Origin of the sequence: Chloroflexus sp. MS-G (assembly GCF_000735195.1) — a bacterium.
Lineage (GTDB): Bacteria > Chloroflexota > Chloroflexia > Chloroflexales > Chloroflexaceae > Chloroflexus.
The window spans coordinates 5,001-26,212 of the sequence record NZ_JPIM01000029.1 but is presented as its reverse complement, the minus strand read 5'-3'; the positions used below and the strand labels follow the sequence as shown (position 1 = coordinate 26,212).

Below are 21,212 nucleotides of genomic sequence, written 5' to 3'. Positions count from 1 at the left end.
CGATTCATCGCGCTGTGTAATTTGCTCTTATCTCAGTCTACCGCTACATCAGTGCCCTTTCCTCGCCTGAGATTAGGCGAGGCAGGGATGCTACGGTATTTGCCGAGGCGCTCTACTTCAGAAACAAATGGTACGCGGGGTTGTCACTCTGTTCCTTATACGGATAGCCGAGCCGGGCCAGCGAAGCGTAGAAGCGGTCAAGGTCGGCATCAGGAACCTGTATTCCGGCTAGCACCCGACCGTGGGCGCTGCCGTGGTTGCGGTAATGGAAGAGACTAATATTCCATGAGGCATCCAGCGATTCGAGGAATTGCAAGAGAGCACCTGGCCGCTCTGGAAACTCGAAGCTGAAGAGACGCTCATCTGTCGCTTCTGGTGCTCGTCCACCGACCATATGTCGTAGATGAATGATTGCCAGTTCATCATTGGTCAGATCGAGGACGGTATAACCAGCGTTGCGCATGCGTTCGGCCAGTTCGTGGCGTTGATTTGCATGAGTCAGTTGCACACCTACAAAGACATTTGCATCGGGTCTTGGTGCATAGCGGTAGTTAAATTCAGTGATATTGTGCGGCCCAATGACCCGGCAAAATTGCTTGAATGAGCCAGGCCGTTCGGGAATAGTCACGGCAAACAGCGCTTCACGCTGTTCGCCAATCTCGGCTCGTTCGGCAACGTGACGGAGCCGGTCGAAGTTCATATTCGCACCGCAGGTTAGGGCAACCGCCGGTAGATCGGCAGCGCCACGCTCGGCGACATAACGCTTTAATCCGGCGACGGCCAGCGCACCGGCCGGTTCCATAATCGCGCGCGTATCCTCGAATACGTCTTTGATCGCGGCGCAGACCTCATCAGTCGTGACCCGCACAAAATCATCGACGTAACGCTGGACAATCGCAAAGGTGTGTTCACCGACCCGCCGCACTGCGACACCATCGACAAAGATGCCAACTTGATCGAGGGTGACACGGTAGCCGGCCCGCATACTCTGATACATCGCATCTGAGTCGTCGGGTTCGACAGCAATAATCTCGATGTTTGGATTGATGCTCTTGAGGAAAATAGCGATACCGGCAATCAGCCCACCGCCACCAACCGGCACGAAGACCCGATACCGCTCGGCGCGCATCTGCTGCGAAATCTCTAGCCCAATTGTTCCCTGACCAGCGATCACGAGCGGATCATCGTAGGGATGAATGAAGGTTAATCCCAGTTCTCGCTGTAAGCGATAGGCATGTGCTTCAGCGTCGCTGTAGCTGTCGCCGTATAACACAACTTCAGCGTTCCGTCGTCGACAGGCGGCAACCTTGATTTCTGGCGTCGTTGCTGGCATCACAATCAGCGTCCGTACTCCGAGCTGTTGCCCGGAATAGGCCACACCCTGGGCGTGATTACCGGCAGAAGCGGTGATGACACCGCGTTCCTTTTCGGCGGCACTGAGATGTGCCATCCGGTTGTATGCACCACGAAGCTTGAACGAAAAGATAGGCAAGAGGTCTTCGCGCTTAAAAAAAATCGGCATGCCAAGTCGGCTACTCAGCAGTGGCGCCGGCTGGAGTGGCGTCTCTTTAACGACATCATATACCCGACTGGTAAGAATGCGTTGGACATACGTAAAATCAGGATTCGGCATTGTTCGTCAGCTCCTGTACACCACAGACCCGATTGCGTCCACGCTGTTTGGCCAGGTAGAGGGCGCGATCGGCGTCGGCGATAAATGAAGATGGATCGGGATACAGCGTTGGATGAAACGAGGCTACGCCGATGCTCAAGGTCGTGTGTAACGATTTCCCATCGAGCATGATTGGCATTGCAGCGATTGTCTTGCGGAGTCGTTCACTGGCCACCATGGCCTGTTCGTAGGTTGTTTCCGGTAAAATTAAAGCAAACTCTTCACCGCCATAACGGGCCAGAATATCAACATCACGTAAGTGTTGGCGACAACGTTGGGCTACTTCACGTAAAACATGGTCACCGACCAGATGGCCGTAGGTGTCGTTGATCTGCTTGAAGTAATCAATATCAATCATTGCAACGCTCACCGGTGTGTGATAACGCCGGGAACGCTCGATTTCGTGGTGCAGGATATTGAGAAAGTGACGCCGATTGTTCAGGCCGGTCAGGTTATCGGTGATAGCTAACGTTTGGATTTGGGCGAAGCGAAAAGCATTTTGTAAAGCTACCGCTACTGTCGCTGCCAGGAGTTCAAGTGCGTTCAGATCGGCTTTAGAATAGGCATCATGTTGATTATTCCACACAACAAGCGCACCAATGATGCGGTCGCCTAAGCTCAGGGGCGTAGCCATCAGCGTGCCCTGGGCCGGATCACCTTCAATGTCAGGCAGGAGTTGGATCGCTGGCTCAGGGATGGCATGGCGACCCGATAGACGTAACGAGACGCCGAAGCGCAACACATATCCGGCCAGACCGCAGTGTAGCGGTAGTCGTTGGTGAGTCCGGCGGCCATCGGGTGTGATGATGTAGACATAATCTACGAGCCGTTGCTCGTTGAGGATTGCAATCACAAAGCGCTGATGGTTCACCAGGCGTGTCACTGCGCGATGGATCACCTGGTACAACTGTTCCAAATCAAGCGTCGCTCCCAGCTCGATACTGGTCTGGTACAATGCAAAGCGTTCATCGGCATCCCGAATGGCACGCCGGTACAGACGGGCGCTTTGCAAGGCAATGGCAGTTTGCTGCGCAATGGCCTGTAAAAGATCGCGATCACTCTCGCGGAATGGCTCATTGCGCATGCGGTAGATGGCCAAAATACCCAGGGGAGTCTGACCGTACAGAATCGGTGTCGCCAGGAGTGAGCGTACTCCGATATTCACCAGTTCTGGTAATGCCGCCGGATGATCGGCATAATCAGCAATCAAAAGTGACGTTCGTTGATCAATAATTTGCCACATCAATCCGCGCCGTTTTCCGGTTATCGGTACTATCAGATCAACCGGCAAATTGACCAGATGACCGGGTAACAGACGATCTAGCTCTGCGTCGTAGATTGGTAGTGCGCCGGCATCGGCATCGAGCAGTTCCATTGCGAAACGGACAACGTTTTCTAACACATGTTCAATTTCCAGCTTGCTAGAAAGCGTAAGAGCCATTTCACCGAGTCGTGCATCAGACTTCATAGTGCGAAATGAGAGCATGATGCCAAAGACTTGCCCGTCTTCGCTCCATAGAACTTGCCGTTGCACGTTGTATGTACGCCCGCTGAGTACGACCTCTGTATTCTCCCCCGATTGCGTCAGATCGGCTAGTAGGTTAGAGACCTGCGCTTGTAAGGGACGCATCGCCTCACTGACAGCCAGAATCTGGCCGGTGGGTGAAGATAGCACGTATAATTCAGAAGAAACGCTACGGTTCATAACATCCCCAACGTTTGAGGATAGTGACTCAAGCATATTACTGAGCTGGTGATCATTGGTATTTATAGCTACGCGGGTGATACTGTTGCGCCAGGTCTCTTTCCTAACCGGTTACATTCTTAATGGTAACGTACACCGATGAACCGTAAGGATCGCGTCCCTGTTCCATTTGCGGGTCATGCCAGAATCTCGGCTGCTACCGTGATAACCTGCTCAATGTGCGTCCGCTCAATCCCATAGTGAGTCACTGCGCGGATACTCGTGGTACTCAAACTTCCCATTAAAATACCGTGCGCACGGAGTGCTGCCAGGAACTCAGCCACCCGCAGCCGCGGATGATTCAGGTGGAAGCGCACAATATTTGTTTGTACTTTGCTCAGGTCGATCTGCACACCCGGTAGTTCGGCCAGACCGGCAGCCAGTAGTCTGGCATGAGCATGGTCTTCGGCCAGGCGATCAACCATCTCGGTCAACGCCACAATACCGGCGGCAGCAATAATGCCAGCCTGTCGCATTCCGCCACCGAGCATTTTGCGTATCCGTCGTACACGGGCAATCACCTCAGCCGACCCGGCAACCAGCGAGCCAACCGGTGCAGCCAGCCCTTTCGAGAGACAGAACATCACTGTGTCAACGTGGTTCGTCAGTTCGGTAACCGGTACGCCAAGGGCAACAGCGGCGTTAAAGATTCGTGCACCATCGAGATGAACCGGTAAGCCGTGGTTGTAGGCTATCGTTCGGACTTGTGCCAGATAATCGGGTGTCAAAACGACGCCACCGCAGCGGTTATGGGTGTTTTCCAGACAAATGACACCAGGAGGCGAAAAATGGGGATCGTTGATCGTGGTTGCAGCTGCTTCCAGTGCGGACAGGTCGATACATCCGTTCGGATCGGTAGGCAATGGGTGGTAGATTAATCCACCCAGGGCACTGGCGCCACCAGCTTCATAGTGGTAAATGTGGCTTTCGTTACCCAGAATAACGCGCTGACCACGCTGACAATGCGCCAGCAGTGCAGCCAGGTTCCCCATCGTTCCACTGACGACCAGTACAGCCGCTTCTTTACCGACGCGCTGAGCGGCCAGTTGTTCAAGCGCGTTCACTGTTGGATCTTCGCCATAGACATCGTCGCCGAGGGCGGCTGCACTGATTGCGGCTCGCATCGCGGCACTGGGCAGAGTGACCGTATCGCTTCGCAAGTCGATCAGATCAGGTGCGCTATCCGATCCATCGCGACGGGGCAGTGTATAGCCTTCCATCTTTGTAAGCCTCCAGTAGCAGCGTAAAACTCTGGCTACGCGGTAGTCTGGCCCACCCCTACACTCATACCGCACAGTCTAAACCATCAACGGAAACGAAGTGCAGATAATGATTTTCATCATTCAAAATTGATGCACCACCGTTCGGCTAGCTGTGGCGCGTTGATTGGCCTGGCAGTCAATGTGGTGGAGCGATAGCACATTTCCGTTGCTCAATTATAGCACGGGTCATAGTTCCAGGTGTCAGGTTCAGACAGACGCTCGTGCAGCACCATTGCCCGTCCTGTGAACATATTTCAAGGTTCAGATAATGGATTTTTTGAGCATCACAACGCAATCATGAGCCATTTGAATAAATCGCAAAGATTTTGCACAAACATTGTCTATATTCCATTTTGTTGACTCTCATGCTACAATTTGCTTGAACATTCGTAGTTTTGATTCTGCACTACATCATCAATTCACAGATTGGTCATTCGATTCGGAATAGCTGCACGTATCGATTATTTGTGAACGTAGTTCCAAGTTTGGACTACACAGGTACCAGACAGGAGGGAGACGTGCTCGAGCTATCTCGGCACAAAGCCCAATTACGGGAGTATTTCAATGGTCTGGGCTTTGAACGCTGGTCGGCAATTTACGGCAACGCCCCACTTTCCCTCATTCGGCAGAGCATTCGTGATGGTCATAACCGGATGCTGGAGATAGCCGATACGTGGCTCGACGATCAACCGCCGCCAACCACGGCACTTGACGTTGGTTGTGGGGTTGGTTTGTTTAGCCTGATGTTGGCCCGACGCGGCTATCGAGTGCGGGCCGCCGATATTGCACCGCAAATGGTCGCCGCTACCAGTCGGGCAGTCGCCGAAGCCGGTTTGTCTGATCGGGTTGAGTGTATCGAAGCTGATATTGAATCGTTGTGTGAACCGGCTCAGCTTGTGGCCTGTTTCGATGTCTTAATCCATTATCCCCAACCGGCGTTTACGCAACTTTGCCATCATCTAGCCAGTCTGACCGAACACACGCTGCTCCTTACTTATGCGCCGTACAGTACGTTGTTGGCCGCATTGCACCGGATCGGCGGTTGGTTTCCCCATAGTCAGCGTCGCACCGGGATTCAGATGATCCGTGACAGTGATGTAGTGAGTATTCTGGCTCAGTCTGGTTTGCGCGTTCAACGGGTTCAGCCCATTCGCAGTCGCTTCTATCACGTGACGTTGATCGAGGCCAGGAGATCCTAGTTTGATAAGGTTGTAGTTCAGAAACGAGACTACAGGAGGAAGATATGCGGAAGTTACTGGCGGTGACCGTATTGGGAGTAGCGGCGTTCTTGCTGCACAAGTGGTACAACCGTGAGGTATTGCTCGAGGGTGAGGGGTTTGTTCGCTTGCAGAGTGAGCACGAGCATTTCCACTTCCACGTTGATCTACCACCTGGAATGGAGATTCAACCTGGCGATACCCTTGAGATTATGCATCTCCCACCGACCGAAGATGGGCGTACCAACGGTGAAATCTGTTATCGCAGCCCGATTCGCCTCTACAAGGCCAGTGCTCTGCGACGGTTTCTGACCAAGAAGAGCAGTCTGATCGAGATCAATGAGCTTGTCGAGCATCCGTAGTGTTGGTCGGGCGTTATGCCCGTGGCAAGATAGGAGTTACCAGATCGCAAAGGAGCGCAGGGATGTTCTGGATTAATCCGTTAATGATGGAAATGCCCGGTGAGTTCAGTCGCACGACCCGCCATGCTCTGAAAGAGGCCATTCTTTCTCCGCGCTTTTACACTACCGATTTTAAGGCTATCGACAGACTCGAGATTGACCGCAATGGGCTGCGCGACGAGTTTGACTGGATCCGTGACGAGTTTGCCTACGATTACAACCGCACCCACTTCCGGCGTACCGATGAGTTTTTGCAGAATTTTGATGATATGCCTGAGCGCGATGCCTTCATCGATTTCCTCGAGCGCTCGTGTACCGCAGAGTTCAGCGGTTGTCTGCTCTATGCCGAGATGGTAAAACATCTCCATGATCCGACGCTGAAAGCCATTTTCAAGTATATGAGCCGCGATGAAGGCCGTCACGCCGGCTTTCTCAATCGCACGATGGCTGATCTGAACGTTGCGCTTGATCTGACCGTGTTACAGAAGCGCAAGAAGTACACCTATTTCAAGCCGAAGTTTATCTTCTATTCCGTCTATCTGTCGGAGAAGATCGGTTACTCGCGCTATATTCATATCTATCGCCACCTAGAACGGAATCCGCAGTACTGTATTCACCCCATTTTCAAGTGGTTTGAGCAGTGGTGCAACGACGAATACCGCCATGGTGAGTTCTTTGCCCTCTTGATGCGCTCGCAGCCTGAGATGCTTGAGGGTGTGAACCGGCGCTGGATCCGTTTCTTCTTGCTCGCTGTGTACGCAACGATGTACCTCAACGATGCCCGCCGGTCTAATTTCTACGCTGCCCTCGGTCTCGATTGGCGCGACTACGACCAGCGGGTCATCCGCCTGTGCAACGATATTGCGACGCAGGTCTACCCTGAGACAATGAACCTCGACGATCCGCGTTTCTTTGGGTACATGGATAAGCTGGTTGAGTATGACCGTAAGTTGCGTGCTCTGGAAGGGCGAAACGATCCGATTGCGCTGGCGCAGTCAACTCGTCTGAAGGCAGCCATTGCACTGCGCTTACTGGCCATTTATCGGCTACCTACACGCAAGACGACTGAAGCTATTCGCTGGAAAGGTCTACCCGGCTTCCCCAATTATCCTGGTCCGAACCGACCGCAGCGTGTGATAGCGGCCGATTAGTGATAGTTCTTGCATCTCTCCGTTGATGTTGTGCCCTGGTGGCAGGAATGATCCTGCCGCCTGGGGTGTCTGTTGGCCGTGATTCTGGTTTCGCCTGGTACGAGATGAGGGAATTGCTCATGCATATTGTGGTTCTGACCATCGACGGAAACCATCGTCCGGCACTTCTGGCGGCTGCCGATCGTTTGCGGCGCGAGCACAAGGTGGCGTTGAGTCTGGCGGTTTACGATGCCGCGACACTACGTGATGGTGCAGGCTGGTCGCAGCTTGATCGAGACCTGGCGCGGGCCGATCTAGTCTTTGGAGCGCGCCTGTTTAGCGAGGAACTGGTTCGGCCACTCGCGGATCGATTGGCGCACTATGACAAGCCGACGCTGATCATTACCTCGAATCCGGCTCTGATCCGTTGTACGCGCATTGGTGGTTTTTCACTTCGGCGTGAGAGTGAAAATGAACCGGGTCCATTGCGCAGTTGGGTGCAGAAATTGCGCCCCCAAGGTGGCGCTGGCGAGGCCCGTCGCCAACTGGCGATTTTACGCAACTTGAGTAAGGTGTTGAAAGTTATTCCCGGTACGTCGCGCGATTTGTATACGTATATTACCAGCCATCAGTACTGGCTCAATGCTTCACCCGAAAATCTTTATCGCCTGCTCTGTGTCTTAATCGGTCGTTACGGTCCTGCACCACGTCCAAAACTGCCTCAGCTCGATCCACTCACCTACCCTGATACTGCTCTTTATCATCCTGATACCCCTGACCTTTTTTCGTCGTTGAACGATTACCGACGCTGGCGGGGGAATCGATTTGCGCCACGCGGTAAAGTGGGTATTCTCACCCTACGAACCGTGGTGCTAAGTGGGAATACTCCTCATATCGATGCGCTGGCCCGTGCCATTGAGGCGCGCGGTCTCGAGGCGCGTATCGCGTATGCAGCCGGTCTGGATATGCGTCCGCTCCTAGAGAAAGAGCTGGCTGATGTCGATCTGCTGGTCAACGCAACCGGTTTTGCCCTGGTCGGTGGCCCAGCCGAGAGCCAGCCCCGCCAGGCGGCTGAGGCGCTGATCAGGTTTGATCGTCCGTACCTGGGATTGGTGCCGCTGGCGTTTCAGCGGATAGATGACTGGCGTGCCGATGATAATGGTCTGGTTCCGGTGCAGCAGGCGTTGAGTGTGGCGATTCCTGAGCTGGAAGGTGCGGCCGAACCGCTGATTTTCGGTGGTCCCGCCGCTGACGGACAACGCTTTGCACCGGCACAAGCTGAGATCGAGCAGATCGCCGACCGAATTGCCCGTCGGGTTGCCCTACGTCATCTGCCGAATGCGCAGAAGCGGCTGGCAGTAGTGATTTACAATTTCCCGCCAGCCTTGGGCACGGTTGGGACGGCGGCGTATCTCGATGTCTTCGCCAGTCTGTTTCATCTGTTACAGGCTTTGGCTGCCGATGGTTATCAGGTTGAGGTGCCACGCACTGTTGATGAATTGCGCCATTTGCTGTTAGATACTGGTCCAGCCCAGGGCGCTGATGCCAACATTGCCGATTGGTTGAGTGCCGATGAGTATCGCCGTCTATTCCCTGCTTATACCGAGATCGAACCGTATTGGGGACCGGCGCCGGGTGAATTGTTACGTGATAGTCGGGGCATCCGTATCTTGGGCCGTCAGTTCGGGAATGTTTTTGTTGGTGTACAGCCCAGTTTTGGCTACGAGCGTGATCCGATGCGATTATTGCTCGCCAAAGATGCTGCCCCAAACCACGCTTTTGCTGCGTTTTACACCTGGTTGATCCACAAATTCCGTGCCGATGCAGTTATTCATCTTGGGACACACGGCGCGATGGAGTTTATGCCGGGGAAGCAGGTGGGGCTTAGTGCTCGTTGTTGGCCGTTGCGCCTGATCGGGCCAATACCGAACTTCTATCTCTACAGCGTGAATAATCCGAGTGAGGCGGCGATTGCCAAACGACGCGGCGCGGCGACGCTGGTCAGTTATCTGGTGCCGCCGGTTCAGCAAGCTGGGTTGTACAAAGGGTTGCGAGCGCTACGTGATGCGATTGATCAGTACGAACGTCGTCCTGACCCGGCGTTGGTCTCCGATCTGCGTGAGCGGGCTGCGCAGCTCGGTATTCCCATGGCGACGAGTGGTGATGATTACGCCGATGTGGCGGGGTTAGCCCATGAGCTGCTTCGGATTGAGCAGCGGATGATTCCGGTTGGGTTGCATGTGCTCGGTCAGCCGCCAACACCGGCGGAGCTGGCCGATTTCTTGTGGCTCTACGCGAACTTACAACCTGATGGCGGCTTGCCAGCATTGATCGCACGTGGGATGGGGATCGATTACGCAGATCTCTGTGCGCGCCTGGGCAGTGATCTGGTGGCGCAGAGTCAGATGCGCGAGATCGAAGCCCTGGGACGTTCGGCAATGCTGGCTTATGCCGAAGCACCGGATGTTGAAGCTGGAGCACGAGCCGCTACGGCGCGCCTGGCTCAGGTCGTCCCCGCAGCGCAGCTAAAGCCGTTCTGGCCCAAACTGGCCGAACTGCGCACCGGCCTGCTGACCAATCACGAGCTGCAAAACTTGTTGCACGGTTTGCGCGGTGGGTTCATTCCACCTTCACCGAGTAACGATGCCGTGCGTAATCCTGCTGTTCTCCCAACCGGACGCAACCTGTTCGCGCTTGACCCCTATCGGGTGCCGACGCCGGCAGCAATGCAGCGTGGGGAAGCACTGGCGACTGAACTACTTACTCGTTTGTGTAGCGAGCAAGGCGGCTGGCCAGAGAGTATCGCGATCGTGTTATGGGGTACTGACAATCTCAAGAGCGACTGTGAAGGGGTGGCGCAAGTGCTGGCATTAATCGGCGCCCGTCCGGTTGTTGATGAGCTGGGGAACATTGCCGATGTAACACTTCGGCCATTAAGCGAACTCGGTCGTCCACGGATTGACGTAGTGGTCACCGTCAGCGGTATTTTCCGCGATCTGCTCGGCAACCAGATGCGCTTGATCGACCGTGCGGCGTATTTGGCGGCAACTGCTGATGAGCCGCTGGAATGGAACTTCGTGCGCGCCCATGTACTGGCGCAAGTCGCTGAACAACGCATCTCGCTCGAAGAAGCGGCGATTCGTGTCTTTACCAACGCTCCTGGTAGCTACGGCGCAAATGTTAATTTCCTGGTCGAAAGCGGTACCTGGGAGAATGATGAACAACTGAGTGACGCCTTCTTGTCGCGCAAGAGTTTTGTCCGCACGGCTGACGGGCAATGGCGTGAGGCACGGCATTTGCTTGAGGGGGCGTTGCGGCACGTGCAAGCGACCTTCCAGAACATTGACAGCTTTGAGGTCGGTCTAACCGACATCGACAACTACTACGAGAATCTCGGAGGTGTCGCGAAGAGTGTTGAACGATTGCGTGGTCAGGCGCCACCAGTGCTGGTTGCCGATGCGATCAATACACCCGGCGCCAGTAGAGTGGCTTCGATTGAAACGATGCTGCGTCTCGAAACCCGCGCCAAGCTGCTCAATCCAAAGTGGCATGAAGCCATGCTTGCCCACGGCTTTGCCGGGGTACGTGAAATTGAAGCCCGTGTCGGGCATACGTATGGCTGGAGTGCAACCGCCAATGCGGTTGAAGGTTGGGTGTACGACGAGATCGCAGCCACTTATGCCCTCGATGACACCATGCGCGAGCGGATGGCGGCGCTCAACCCATCGGCAACCGCTGGCGTCGTTCGTCGATTGCTTGAAGCTGCCGGTCGTGGTTTCTGGGCAGCTGACGAAGCGACGCTCAACCGCTTGCAGGAAATCTACCAGGACCTCGAAGATCGTCTCGAAGGGATTAGTGAAGAGAGGAGTGTCAGATGAGCTGGTTGAAGATGATTCGGCTCGGAATGCTGCATGTCGCCGTTGCGATTAGTCTGGTGCCGATTACTGGGGTTCTCAATCGGATCATGATCCACGAGCTTGGGATTATGGCCAGTATTGTAGCGGCGCTGATCATTTTGCCGCATCTCTTTTCGCCGATTCAGGTCTTCATCGGTCAATTCTCGGATCGGCATCCGCTGTGGGGCTATCGCCGTACTCCTTACATCGCGTTGGGCATTCTGCTGTGTGTTGTCGGTGCAGCCCTGACTCCCTTTGCAGCCTTTGCGATGGACGCTAATTTTTGGCCGGGTCTGGCCTTTGCCCTCCTGGTCTTCGGACTCTGGGGAGTAGGCTTCAACACAGCGGTTGTCTCCTACCTCTCCCTAGCAAGCGATATATCGCCTGCCCAATACCGTTCGCGCACAATTGCCGTCATGTGGTTTATGATGATTACAGCAGTAATCGGTACGGCGATTGGCACCGGGCGTGCGCTCGAACCCTATTCGCCGGAGCGTTTGATCGAGGTTTTCGCCATTTGTGCCGGAATTGCTTTGGCAATTGCTACACTCGGTTTGATTGGACTTGAGCCACGCAACGCGGTACCACTAAGCCATGAGGAGCGTTACAGTGCAACTGAGTCGGTGCGTAGCGTCATCCGCGATCCGCTTGCCCGCCGATTTTTCGTCTATTTGATGTTCATGCTGGCTGCGATCCTCGGTCAAGATGTACTGCTCGAACCGTATGGTGCGCAGGCTTTTGGTATGGATGTGCGCTCAACGACGCAACTGACAGCAACCTGGGGAGGAGCTACGCTCCTTGCACTCTTACTCCATGGTATCTTCTTTAGTCGCTGGCTAACAAACAAACGTGGAGCAATGCTCGGTGGGGCGATTGCAGCTAGCGGTCTCACCCTGATCGCACTCAGTGGAATCTTGCACATCGAGCCGCTCTTTGTACCGGCAGTTGCCTTACTCGGCTTTGGTACCGGTATTGCAACGGCAACGAATCTGGCGCTGATGCTCGATATGACCACGCCGCAGCAGGTGGGTCTTTTTATCGGTGCATGGGGCGTTGCTGATGCGGCTGCGCGCGGTTTGGGAAACTTACTGGCCGGGATCATCCGCGATCTGGCAGCCCTGGTCGTTGGGCCAACCGGTGCGTATGCAACAGTCTTTCTGATCGAGGCAATCATTCTCTGTACGGCGCTGGTGATGTTACGGGCAATTGATGTCAGCGCCTTCCGCAGTCAGCGTCGTGATCTGGGGCAGTTGGTGGCTGCGATGGGCGATGCTTAGAAAAGTATAGAAATGTGTAGATTATGAAACAATCCGCGGTATAATACTAAGGCCTCCAAAAGCGCAATGGTGCGCCGAGGCGAGGATGCCGGGCCTTCTGTTGCCATGCGTCCGGTTGGAGAAGGTGGATTTCTGTTTAGCGTCGTACCGTGAATGTTTTGCAACGCAGAGGATCAGGCGTATGAATCTGTTCCTTGCCGGTCTCGATCATACCACGGCGCCGGTTGAGATTCGTGAACAGCTTGCGTTCAGTCAGACCGATTTGCCGTCAGCCTTGATGCGACTAACCGTGTCCGAAACCGGCGCACCACCCCTCTTCAGTGAGGCCGTTATTCTCTCAACTTGCAATCGAGTTGAGTTGTACGGAGTGACCAATCCAGGCACGACAACCCAACACGTTGTGGAGTTTCTGTCTACTTTTCACCAGCGTCCAGCAGAGAGTTTTGCCCATACGCTTTATTTCTATCAGGGCGAAGCGGTGGCCCGTCATTTATGTGCAACGGCGTCCGGGCTGCGTTCGCTCGTGCTAGGTGAGGCGCAGATTCAGGGGCAAGTTCGTAGCGCCTACGAAGCTGCGCAACGGATCGGAAGTGTTGGTTCGATATTACACCGCTTGTTCCAGATTGCCCTAGTCGCCGGCAAGCGTGTCCGTCATGAAACGACGATTGGTAAAGGGGCAGCCAGTGTTTCCCAGGCCGGGGTTGAGCTGGCCCGTCGTCGGCTCGGTGATCTACGCGGTCGTGAAGTGCTGCTGATTGGTGGTGGTGAGGTCAGTGAATTGGCCGCCCAGAACCTGATTGCCAACGGTGCTGATCGGTTGACGATTGTCAACCGCACGTCGGCCCGTGCTGCTGCCCTGGCTGAGCGTTATGGCGCCGAAATGCTCGATTTTGGTGCGCTCCCTCAGGCGTTGGCCCGCGCTGATATTGTGATCAGTTCGACAGCCGCACCGGTACCGATTATTTATCGCCACCATGTGGCCGAAGCGATTGCTCACAAACAACGGACGCACGCTTGTGGCGATTGTGAGCCACCGACGATGCTCCTGATCGATCTAGCCGTGCCGCGTGATATTGCTTCTGATGTTGCGCAACTTCCTGGTGTTTATCTCTTTACCGTTGACGACCTGCGTGAAGTGGTGAGTCACACGATTGAGTTGCGAAGTACCGTGCTGGACATTGCCCAACAGATTGTTGAAGAGCAAGTTCAAGAGTTTATGTCCTGGATGCGCACCCAAGAGGCGCTACCGGTCCTGACAATGCTCCGACAGCGAGCGGAAGAGGTGCGGAATGAGGAGTTGACCCGTGCACTACGCCGCTTGCACGATCTTTCCCCCGAACAGCGGGCGGTGATTGAAGGAATGTCACGGAGTATTATCAATAAGCTGTTGCACCCGCCAACCCGCTGTCTACGTGAAGCGGCGGCGCATGGTCAGGGTAAACGTTACGCTTCGATTCTGGCCGAACTCTTTAATCTGGAACATTGAGAGGCGTTTATGGCGCGTGTCTTGCTTGGTACTCGCGGTTCGGCTCTTGCCCGTGTCCAGTCAGAATGGGTTGCGCGTGCGCTCCGTACCGCTGTTCCCGATCTCGAGGTTGAGCTGCGGATCATCTCAACTACCGGCGATCGCGTGCTGGATGTCGCATTATCGGCGGTTGGCGATAAGGGTCTGTTTGTGAAGGAGCTTGAGCAGGCCCTATTAGCCGGTGAAGTTGATCTTTGTGTCCACAGTGCGAAAGATATGCCGACTGTGACGCCCGATGGGTTGATGCTCGCTGCATTTCCGGTCCGGGCCGATCCGTGCGATGCCTTAGTCGTGAGGAATGCTACCATCGGCACCGATCTCAAAACATTACCGGCCGGGGCACGGGTCGGAACGTCGAGCTTGCGACGCACCAGCCAGCTACGCTATCATCGACCCGATTTGCAGCTTAGCGATGTGCGTGGGAACGTTGATACCCGCTTGCGCAAGTTGGCTTCCGGTCAGTACGATGCACTGATTCTGGCTGCTGCCGGGTTGCGTCGGCTGGGGTTGTGGGATGGTACCCCCGGTGCGCAAATCGGCGACGCGGTTGTGTATCCTCTCGATCCGGAGGTGATGTTGCCGGCAGTGGCCCAGGGCATTCTGGCTATCGAGATTCGTGCTGACGATGCCGCAACCCAGTCGTTAGTGGCGACCCTCGACGATCCGGTTGCGCGTTCAGCCGCTTTAGCCGAGCGGGCACTGTTACGGCGGTTAGAGGGTGGTTGCCAGATACCGGTTGCTGCGCATGCAGTGGTTACTGATGCCGGTCTGCACCTGCGTGGTATGATCGGTTCACTCGACGGTAAGACCCTTGTCTTTGCCGAGCAAACCGGTGATCCAGCGCAGCCAGAAGCTCTGGGGGTTGCGGTTGCCGAGTTGTTGCTGGCCCGCGGTGGTGAGGCAATCCTGACGACTATTCGTCATCAACTGGAGGCTCGCCGATGAGTGGCCTTGTCGGTCGCCGGATAGCCATTACTCGTCCGTCTGGGCGCAGTGATACCCTAGCCGAACGGTTGCGGTCACTTGGTGCACTGCCGTTATTAACGCCGTTGATCGCGTATGCGCCACCTGCCGATCAATATCCTCTGCAACAGGCTATCGCCCGTCTCGCTGCTGGTGCATACCATTGGCTGGTTGTGACCAGCCGCCAGACCGTACAGGTGTTGGCTGAAGCGGTGATTCCCGCTGTCACCGCAATTGCTGCTGTCGGAAAGGCAACAGCGGCTGATTGTCGGCGCGTGTGGGGGCGTGAACCGGCGGTTGTCCCTGAGTTAGAACTGGGAGCAGCCTTACCGGCAGCGATGGGGAATCTGTCTGGGACACGGGTCCTGTTACCATGTGCGGATATTGCGCCACCAGCTCTCACCGAGGCGCTGCGTGCAGCAGGCGCCGATGTCGAACGGGTTACCGCGTACTGCACGGTTGCCGGTTCGGGGGTTGATGAACTGCGGGCAGCGTTACAGGCCCAGGCGGTTGATGCTATTGTCCTCGCTAGCGGTTCAGCAGTGCGCCAACTTCAGCCTCTGTGTCCGCCTGACCGGCTACCGCCATTGATCTGTATCGGTCCTAGCACGGCTGCTGTCTGCGCGGAACTCGGTATGTCGGTCGCAGCTATTGCCGACCGTCCACACGACGACGCGCTGATTGCTGCTTTGGAACAGGTCTTTATACCGAACTGTGAAACCAAGGAGTAAAAAGGTGGATCTTCTCTCTCGTCATGTATCAGTTGCCAATGGCACAACAACAAACATTCCAACGCCGGTATACCGGCCACGCCGGTTACGTGTCAGCCCGGCGCTCCGTGATCTTGTGCGTGAAACGCGCCTGACGCCGGCCCAATTGATCGCGCCGATGTTTGTGCGTCATGGTCACAATTTACGAGTAGCTATTCGCTCAATGCCCGGTCAGTATCAGATGTCGCCCGATCAGGCTGCGCGAGAGGCAAAGGAACTGGCTGAACTTGGGATTCGAGCGGTACTGCTCTTTGGCATTCCGGCCCGTAAAGATGCTTGTGGTAGCGAAAATTATGATCCCGAAGGTATTGTCCCGCAAACCATTCAGGCGATTAAGGCCGAAGTGCCGGGTATGGTTGTTATCAGTGATATGTGCTTCTGTGAGTACACTGACCACGGCCACTGCGGTGTTCTCAATACCCCTGATCGGAATGACTATCAGCCGCAACTCGGCCAGGGTTATCTGCTTAATGATGCGACACTGGCGTTACTCGCCGAGGCTTCGGTTGTGCATGCCAGAGCTGGCGCCGACATTATTGCGCCGTCAGGAATGATTGACGGGATGGTAGCTGCTATTCGAGCTGCGCTTGATGCTGCTGGTCTGCAACATACGGCGATTATGAGCTATGCCGCCAAATATGCGAGTGGCTTCTACGGCCCCTTCCGCGATGCCGCCGAAAGCCCACCCCAATTTGGTGACCGTAGCCAGTATCAGATGGATCCGGCCAATGCTCGTGAAGCACTTCGTGAAGTCGAACTTGATGTCGCCGAAGGTGCTGATATTCTGATGGTTAAACCGGCACTTGCCTACCTCGATATTATCCGTCAGGTACGCGACCGCTATACGTTGCCCCTGGCTGCCTATCAGGTCAGTGGTGAATACAGTATGGTGAAAGCTGCCGCCTTACAGGGCTGGCTCGATGAGCAGCGAATTGCATTGGAGACTCTGACTGCGATTCGGCGTGCTGGCGCCGATATGATTATCACGTATTGGGCGCGAGAAGCTGCTGAGTGGTTGGGATAAGGTTCTATACATTGCGAGGAAGGTCATGCGTGATCGTTTTCTACGGGCCTGCCGTCGTCAACCGGTCGATCGTACACCGATCTGGTTGATGCGCCAGGCTGGGCGCTATATGCCTGAATACCGGGCTGTTCGCGAGCGGTATGGCTTTTTACAGATGGTTAAAACGCCTGAAGTAGCGGCTGAAGTGACTTTACAACCGATACAAGCATTTGGGGTAGATGCGGCAATTATTTTTGCTGACATTCTGCCGCCCCTGGAAGGGTTAGGGTTGCAGCTCACCTACGAAAAAGGCGAGGGACCGGTTATTCACAACCCCATTCGCCATCCGCGTGAGGTTGCGGCATTACGTTCTTGCGATCCACGTGAGACGGTCGCCTACACTCTGAAGGCGTTACAGTTGGTCAAACGTGAACTGAATGGTTTGCCGCTGATCGGCTTTAGCGGGGCACCCTTTACGCTCGCCAGCTATGCCATCGAAGGCGGAGGATCGCGAGAGTACCGGCTGACAAAACGCTTCATGTATGAACAACCGGCGGCCTGGCATGACCTCATGCAGCGGCTCAGCCAGTTGGTTGCCGAATACCTGATTGCACAGGTCGAGGCGGGGGCCGACGCAGTGCAAATCTTCGATAGCTGGGCCGGCGCGCTGGCACCTGCTGACTACCGCAGTTATGTGTTGCAGCATACAAAGGCGGTCATACAAACGGTGCGCCAACGGTTAGGAGACGCTGCACCACCGATCATTTACTTCGGCACCGATATGGCCGGTCTGGCCGGTGAATTGCGTCAGATCGGCGCTGATGTGCTTGGTGTAGACTGGCGGATCGATATTGATACAGCCTGGGCGCAATACGGTTATGAACATGCTGTTCAGGGCAATCTCGATCCGATGACCCTCTTTGCACCGCTATCTATCATTGCTGCCCGCGCCCGTGAGATTTTACAGCGAGTCGGTGGTCGTCCCGGTCACATTTTCAATCTCGGTCACGGCATTCTGACCGAAACGCCGGTTGATCACGTTCGCTATCTGGTCGAGTTTGTCCAATCATTTCCTGTTTCTACGACGATGCCTGCTCTTCAAGAGGTGATGCAATGAGCATTGTTACCGAACGTTATAGCCGTTCGCAGGCCGACTTTGCCGCTGCGCAAGAGGTGATTCCAGGTGGTGTCAATTCGCCAGTACGTGCTTTCCGGGGGGTTGGCGGTACACCCATATTCTTTGAGCGGGGTCAAGGCGCGCACGTTTGGGACGTTGATGGCAATCGCTATATCGACTATGTGCTCTCGTGGGGGCCGTTGCTGCTCGGCCATGCTCATCCGGTGGTAGTGAACGCCATCGCCGAACAGGCTCAGCGTGGAACGAGCTTTGGCGCGCCAACCGAGTTAGAGTCCGAACTTGCCCGCTTAGTGATTGAACTGGTGCCGTCAATCGAGCAGATTCGGTTTGTCAACAGTGGCACCGAGGCTACAATGAGTGCTCTGCGTCTGGCGCGGGCAGCAACCGGTCGGCGTCTGATTGTGAAATTTAACGGCTGTTACCACGGTCACGCCGATATGCTGTTGGTGCAGGCCGGTAGTGGTGTTGCAACCCTCGGTCTCCCCGATAGTCCGGGGGTGCCACCATCGGTTGCCGCCGAGACGATCACTGTCGAGTACAACGATCTTGATGCGGTAGCAGCACTGTTTGCCAGCCGTGGCGCCGAGATTGCTGCGGTTATTGTTGAACCGATTGCGGCCAATATGGGATTCGTGTTGCCCAAACCTGGCTTTCTGAGTGGTCTGCGCGAATTGACCAAGTCGCATGGCGCAATCTTCATTCTCGATGAGGTGATGACCGGTTTTCGGGTAGCTCCGGGTGGTGCACAGGCGTTGTGGGGTCTTGATCCCGATCTGACCTGCCTGGGGAAGGTGATCGGTGGTGGCTTGCCGGTAGGGGCTTACGCCGGGAAACGTCACCTGATGCAACTGGTTGCTCCCGCCGGTCCGATGTATCAGGCCGGTACGCTGAGTGGTAATCCGCTGGCAATGACTGCTGGTCTGGCAACCCTGCGGACGGCATTCGCTGATGAGGGTAAGGCGTTTTGGCAGGCGGTGACGCTTACCACACAGCTCGCTAACGGTCTGCGGATGCTCGGTGAACGCTACCGGATTCCATTACAGGTAGGAAATGTGGGTACCATGTTTGGCTGTTATTTCCTGCGTCAGGCCGACAGCCAGATCACCAACTACGCCGAAGCAAAGGCCTACGCCGATCCGCAACGCTATGCCCGGTTCTTCTGGGCAATGGCCGAACGTGGCGTCTACCTGGCTCCTTCCCAGTTTGAGGCCGGCTTTGTCAGCACAGCACATACTGCCGCCGACATCGATGAGACGCTCAATGCGGCGGAAGCCGCGTTCGCGACCCTGGTGTAGCTGTTTAGCAGAACCTTGTAGCAGCAGCTAGGAGAACTTAGTATGACGGTCACCGATACCCGTACAATCGTACACGATTTGATGCGTGATGGGCAACATCGGCTCTGTGCCGCTTTTGAGGAGATTGATAATCACGGCCATTTCGTAGCCGAGAGTTGGGAACGACCGGGTGGTGGCGGGGGCACGGCACGGGTAATGACCGAAGGCGCCGTATTTGAGCGAGCCGGAGTGAACGTCTCGGCAGTATACGGTGCCGAAGTGCCACCCAGTATCTGGCAACACCGCCCCTCAACCCGCGGTCAGCCGTACTTCGCGACCGGTATCTCGATGGTGCTTCACCCGCGCAACCCCTACGTGCCCGCTTTCCACGCCAACTTTCGCTACTTTGAAGCAGGTGAGGACTGGTGGTTTGGCGGTGGTATGGATTTGACCCCCAATTATGGCTTTGTCGAGGATGCGCATCACTTTCACGTAACGCTCCGTGACTACTGTGATCGCCATCCAATTGCCAGTTACGCCGAGATGAAGGCAGCCTGCGACAATTACTTCTTCCTCAAACATCGCAACGAAATGCGTGGAATTGGCGGCATCTTTTTCGACGATCTGCATCCCACTAGCGAAGATGGTTTCGAGCGGGCCTTCGCCTTCGTGCGCGATGGAATCACGACCATCCTCGATGCTTATCTGCCTATCGTGCGTCGCCGTATGAATACGCCCTACGGCGAGCGTGAACGGATGTGGCAGCTCTACCGCCGTGGACGCTACGTCGAATTCAATCTGATTTACGACCGGGGAACACTCTTTGGTTTGCAAACTGGTGGGAACATCGAGGCGATTTTGATGTCTCTCCCACCGCTGGCTCGCTGGCAATTCAAGTACCAACCTGAACCTGGTTCACCGGAAGCTGCAATGGCCGAATTTCTCAAACCTCGCGATTGGGCGTCAGAAACGTCATCGTGATGACCAACAGATCGACAGTTCACATATTGGGTTATTGCAACAGACGGGGCGGGTGCTCAACCCGCCCTTTGCTGACATCGGCGTGGTGCTACGCTGCCAACTGCTCAAGCTGATCAACCAACCCGGCGAAGGCATCCATCGCGGCCTGAATCGGTGCTGGTGATGTCATATCCACACCTGCCTCGCGTAGCAGCTCAATCGAAGAACGCGACGATCCACTGCGCAAGAAGCGGAGATACCGATCAATAGCCGGTTGCCCCTCGCTGATAATCTGACGACTCAGCGCCAGGGCTGCCGAAATACCGGTTGCGTACTGGTAGACATAAAAGTTATAGTAGAAATGCGGAATCCGCATCCACTCATACGCCAGCTCGTCATCAATCTGCAATTCGGGGCCGTGGTAGCGGGCAACCAGGTCACGATAATGCTGGCTCAGCACATCAGCCGTTAATGGCTGCCCACGTTCGGCGCGCTCGTGCATCCACAATTCAAACGCGGCAAACATCGTCTGGCGGAAGATTGTCCCCCGAATCTCCTCAATCTGTTGAGAAAGCAAGCGTCGGCGCAGCGACTCATCAGGATTGTTCTGTAACATATAATGCGTCAACAGTGCTTCATTGAGCGTAGAAGCCACTTCCGCGACAAAGATCGTGTAGTTGCCATACACGAATGGCTGGTGCTTGCGCGTGAAGTAAGAATGAAGCGAGTGACCCAACTCATGGGCCAGCGTAAAGACATCACGTAGACGATCCTGGTAGTTCAGCAAAATGTAGGGAGGTGTGCCATACGATCCGCCGCTATATGCACCGCTCCGCTTCCCCACATTCTCATAGACATCGATCCAGCGTCGGCTGAACATCTGCTCGAGCGCTGCCCCATACTCTTCCCCTAACGGACGAAACGCTGCCCGCATCAGATTGCACGCCTCTTGATACGGAATTGTCAGCTCAACATCCGGT

At 55.4% G+C, this 21,212-nt stretch carries 16 protein-coding genes (1 of these 16 only partly in view); 12 read left to right on the top strand and 4 right to left on the bottom strand.

The window, feature by feature from the left end; translation table 11 throughout:
* Nucleotides 1–112: 112 nt before the first annotated feature.
* From ilvA to ltaE, 3 genes are all read right to left on the bottom strand, one after another.
* A complete protein-coding gene (gene ilvA / locus JE47_RS0107355; RefSeq protein WP_031459137.1) occupies nt 113–1,633 on the bottom strand; it encodes a threonine ammonia-lyase, biosynthetic in 1,521 nt (506 codons plus the stop codon).
* The gene (locus JE47_RS0107350) at nt 1,620–3,377 is read right to left on the bottom strand and encodes a GGDEF domain-containing protein (protein WP_031459136.1); all 1,758 of its coding nucleotides are present in this window, start codon (nt 3,375–3,377) and stop codon (nt 1,620–1,622) included. The genes ilvA and JE47_RS0107350 overlap by 14 nt, the downstream gene beginning before the upstream one ends.
* Nucleotides 3,378–3,553: 176 nt before the next feature.
* On the bottom strand, nt 3,554–4,636 hold the full coding sequence (ltaE, locus tag JE47_RS0107345; RefSeq protein ID WP_035419166.1) for a low-specificity L-threonine aldolase: 1,083 nt from the start codon (nt 4,634–4,636) through the stop codon (nt 3,554–3,556).
* Nucleotides 4,637–5,196: 560 nt separating this feature from the next.
* Between ltaE and bchM the strand changes: the two genes are divergently transcribed.
* The 12 genes from bchM (at nt 5,197) to hemF (ending at nt 20,253) form a co-directional block, all read left to right on the top strand.
* Nucleotides 5,197–5,877 carry a magnesium protoporphyrin IX methyltransferase gene (bchM, locus tag JE47_RS0107340; RefSeq protein ID WP_031459134.1) on the top strand — a complete coding sequence of 227 codons (681 nt, stop codon included), beginning with the start codon at nt 5,197–5,199 and terminating at the stop codon, nt 5,875–5,877.
* A 44-nt stretch (nt 5,878–5,921) separates the two neighbouring features.
* The gene (locus JE47_RS0107335; protein WP_031459133.1) at nt 5,922–6,257 is read left to right on the top strand and encodes a hypothetical protein; all 336 of its coding nucleotides are present in this window, start codon (nt 5,922–5,924) and stop codon (nt 6,255–6,257) included.
* 62 nt (nt 6,258–6,319) lie between these two features.
* Nucleotides 6,320–7,447, top strand: coding sequence for a magnesium-protoporphyrin IX monomethyl ester (oxidative) cyclase (gene acsF / locus JE47_RS0107330; protein WP_035419164.1), 1,128 nt, complete (start codon nt 6,320–6,322; stop codon nt 7,445–7,447).
* Between the two features lie 119 nt (nt 7,448–7,566).
* The gene (locus tag JE47_RS0107325) at nt 7,567–11,304 is read left to right on the top strand and encodes a magnesium chelatase subunit H (RefSeq protein WP_031459131.1); all 3,738 of its coding nucleotides are present in this window, start codon (nt 7,567–7,569) and stop codon (nt 11,302–11,304) included.
* Nucleotides 11,301–12,599, top strand: coding sequence for a BCD family MFS transporter (locus JE47_RS0107320; RefSeq protein ID WP_031459130.1), 1,299 nt, complete (start codon nt 11,301–11,303; stop codon nt 12,597–12,599). Before JE47_RS0107325 ends, JE47_RS0107320 begins: the two co-directional genes overlap by 4 nt.
* 181 nt (nt 12,600–12,780) lie before the next feature.
* On the top strand, nt 12,781–14,085 hold the full coding sequence (hemA, locus tag JE47_RS0107315) for a glutamyl-tRNA reductase (protein ID WP_031459129.1): 1,305 nt from the start codon (nt 12,781–12,783) through the stop codon (nt 14,083–14,085).
* A gap of 9 nt (nt 14,086–14,094) precedes the next feature.
* Nucleotides 14,095–15,069 carry a hydroxymethylbilane synthase gene (gene hemC, locus JE47_RS0107310; protein WP_031459128.1) on the top strand — a complete coding sequence of 325 codons (975 nt, stop codon included), beginning with the start codon at nt 14,095–14,097 and terminating at the stop codon, nt 15,067–15,069.
* On the top strand, nt 15,066–15,818 hold the full coding sequence (locus JE47_RS0107305) for a uroporphyrinogen-III synthase (protein ID WP_031459127.1): 753 nt from the start codon (nt 15,066–15,068) through the stop codon (nt 15,816–15,818). The genes hemC and JE47_RS0107305 overlap by 4 nt, the downstream gene beginning before the upstream one ends.
* 4 nt (nt 15,819–15,822) lie before the next feature.
* On the top strand, nt 15,823–16,881 hold the full coding sequence (gene hemB / locus JE47_RS0107300) for a porphobilinogen synthase (protein WP_031459126.1): 1,059 nt from the start codon (nt 15,823–15,825) through the stop codon (nt 16,879–16,881).
* Nucleotides 16,882–16,906: 25 nt separating this feature from the next.
* Nucleotides 16,907–17,977, top strand: coding sequence for a uroporphyrinogen decarboxylase (gene hemE / locus JE47_RS0107295; RefSeq protein WP_031459125.1), 1,071 nt, complete (start codon nt 16,907–16,909; stop codon nt 17,975–17,977).
* Entirely contained in the window at nt 17,974–19,293 is a 1,320-nt protein-coding gene (gene hemL / locus JE47_RS0107290; RefSeq protein WP_031459124.1) for a glutamate-1-semialdehyde 2,1-aminomutase, read from the top strand. The genes hemE and hemL overlap by 4 nt, the downstream gene beginning before the upstream one ends.
* A gap of 42 nt (nt 19,294–19,335) precedes the next feature.
* Nucleotides 19,336–20,253: an oxygen-dependent coproporphyrinogen oxidase gene (gene hemF / locus JE47_RS0107285; protein WP_031459123.1), complete on the top strand. Its 918-nt coding sequence runs from the start codon at nt 19,336–19,338 to the stop codon at nt 20,251–20,253.
* A gap of 88 nt (nt 20,254–20,341) precedes the next feature.
* Here the strand turns inward: hemF and pepF are convergent, their stop codons facing one another.
* Nucleotides 20,342–21,212, bottom strand: the end of a protein-coding gene (gene pepF, locus JE47_RS0107280; RefSeq protein ID WP_031459122.1) for an oligoendopeptidase F. It continues 938 nt past the right edge of the window; 871 of the gene's 1,809 nt are visible here — the last part of the coding sequence; the start codon falls outside the window, past its right edge — the gene reads right to left on this strand; the stop codon is at nt 20,342–20,344.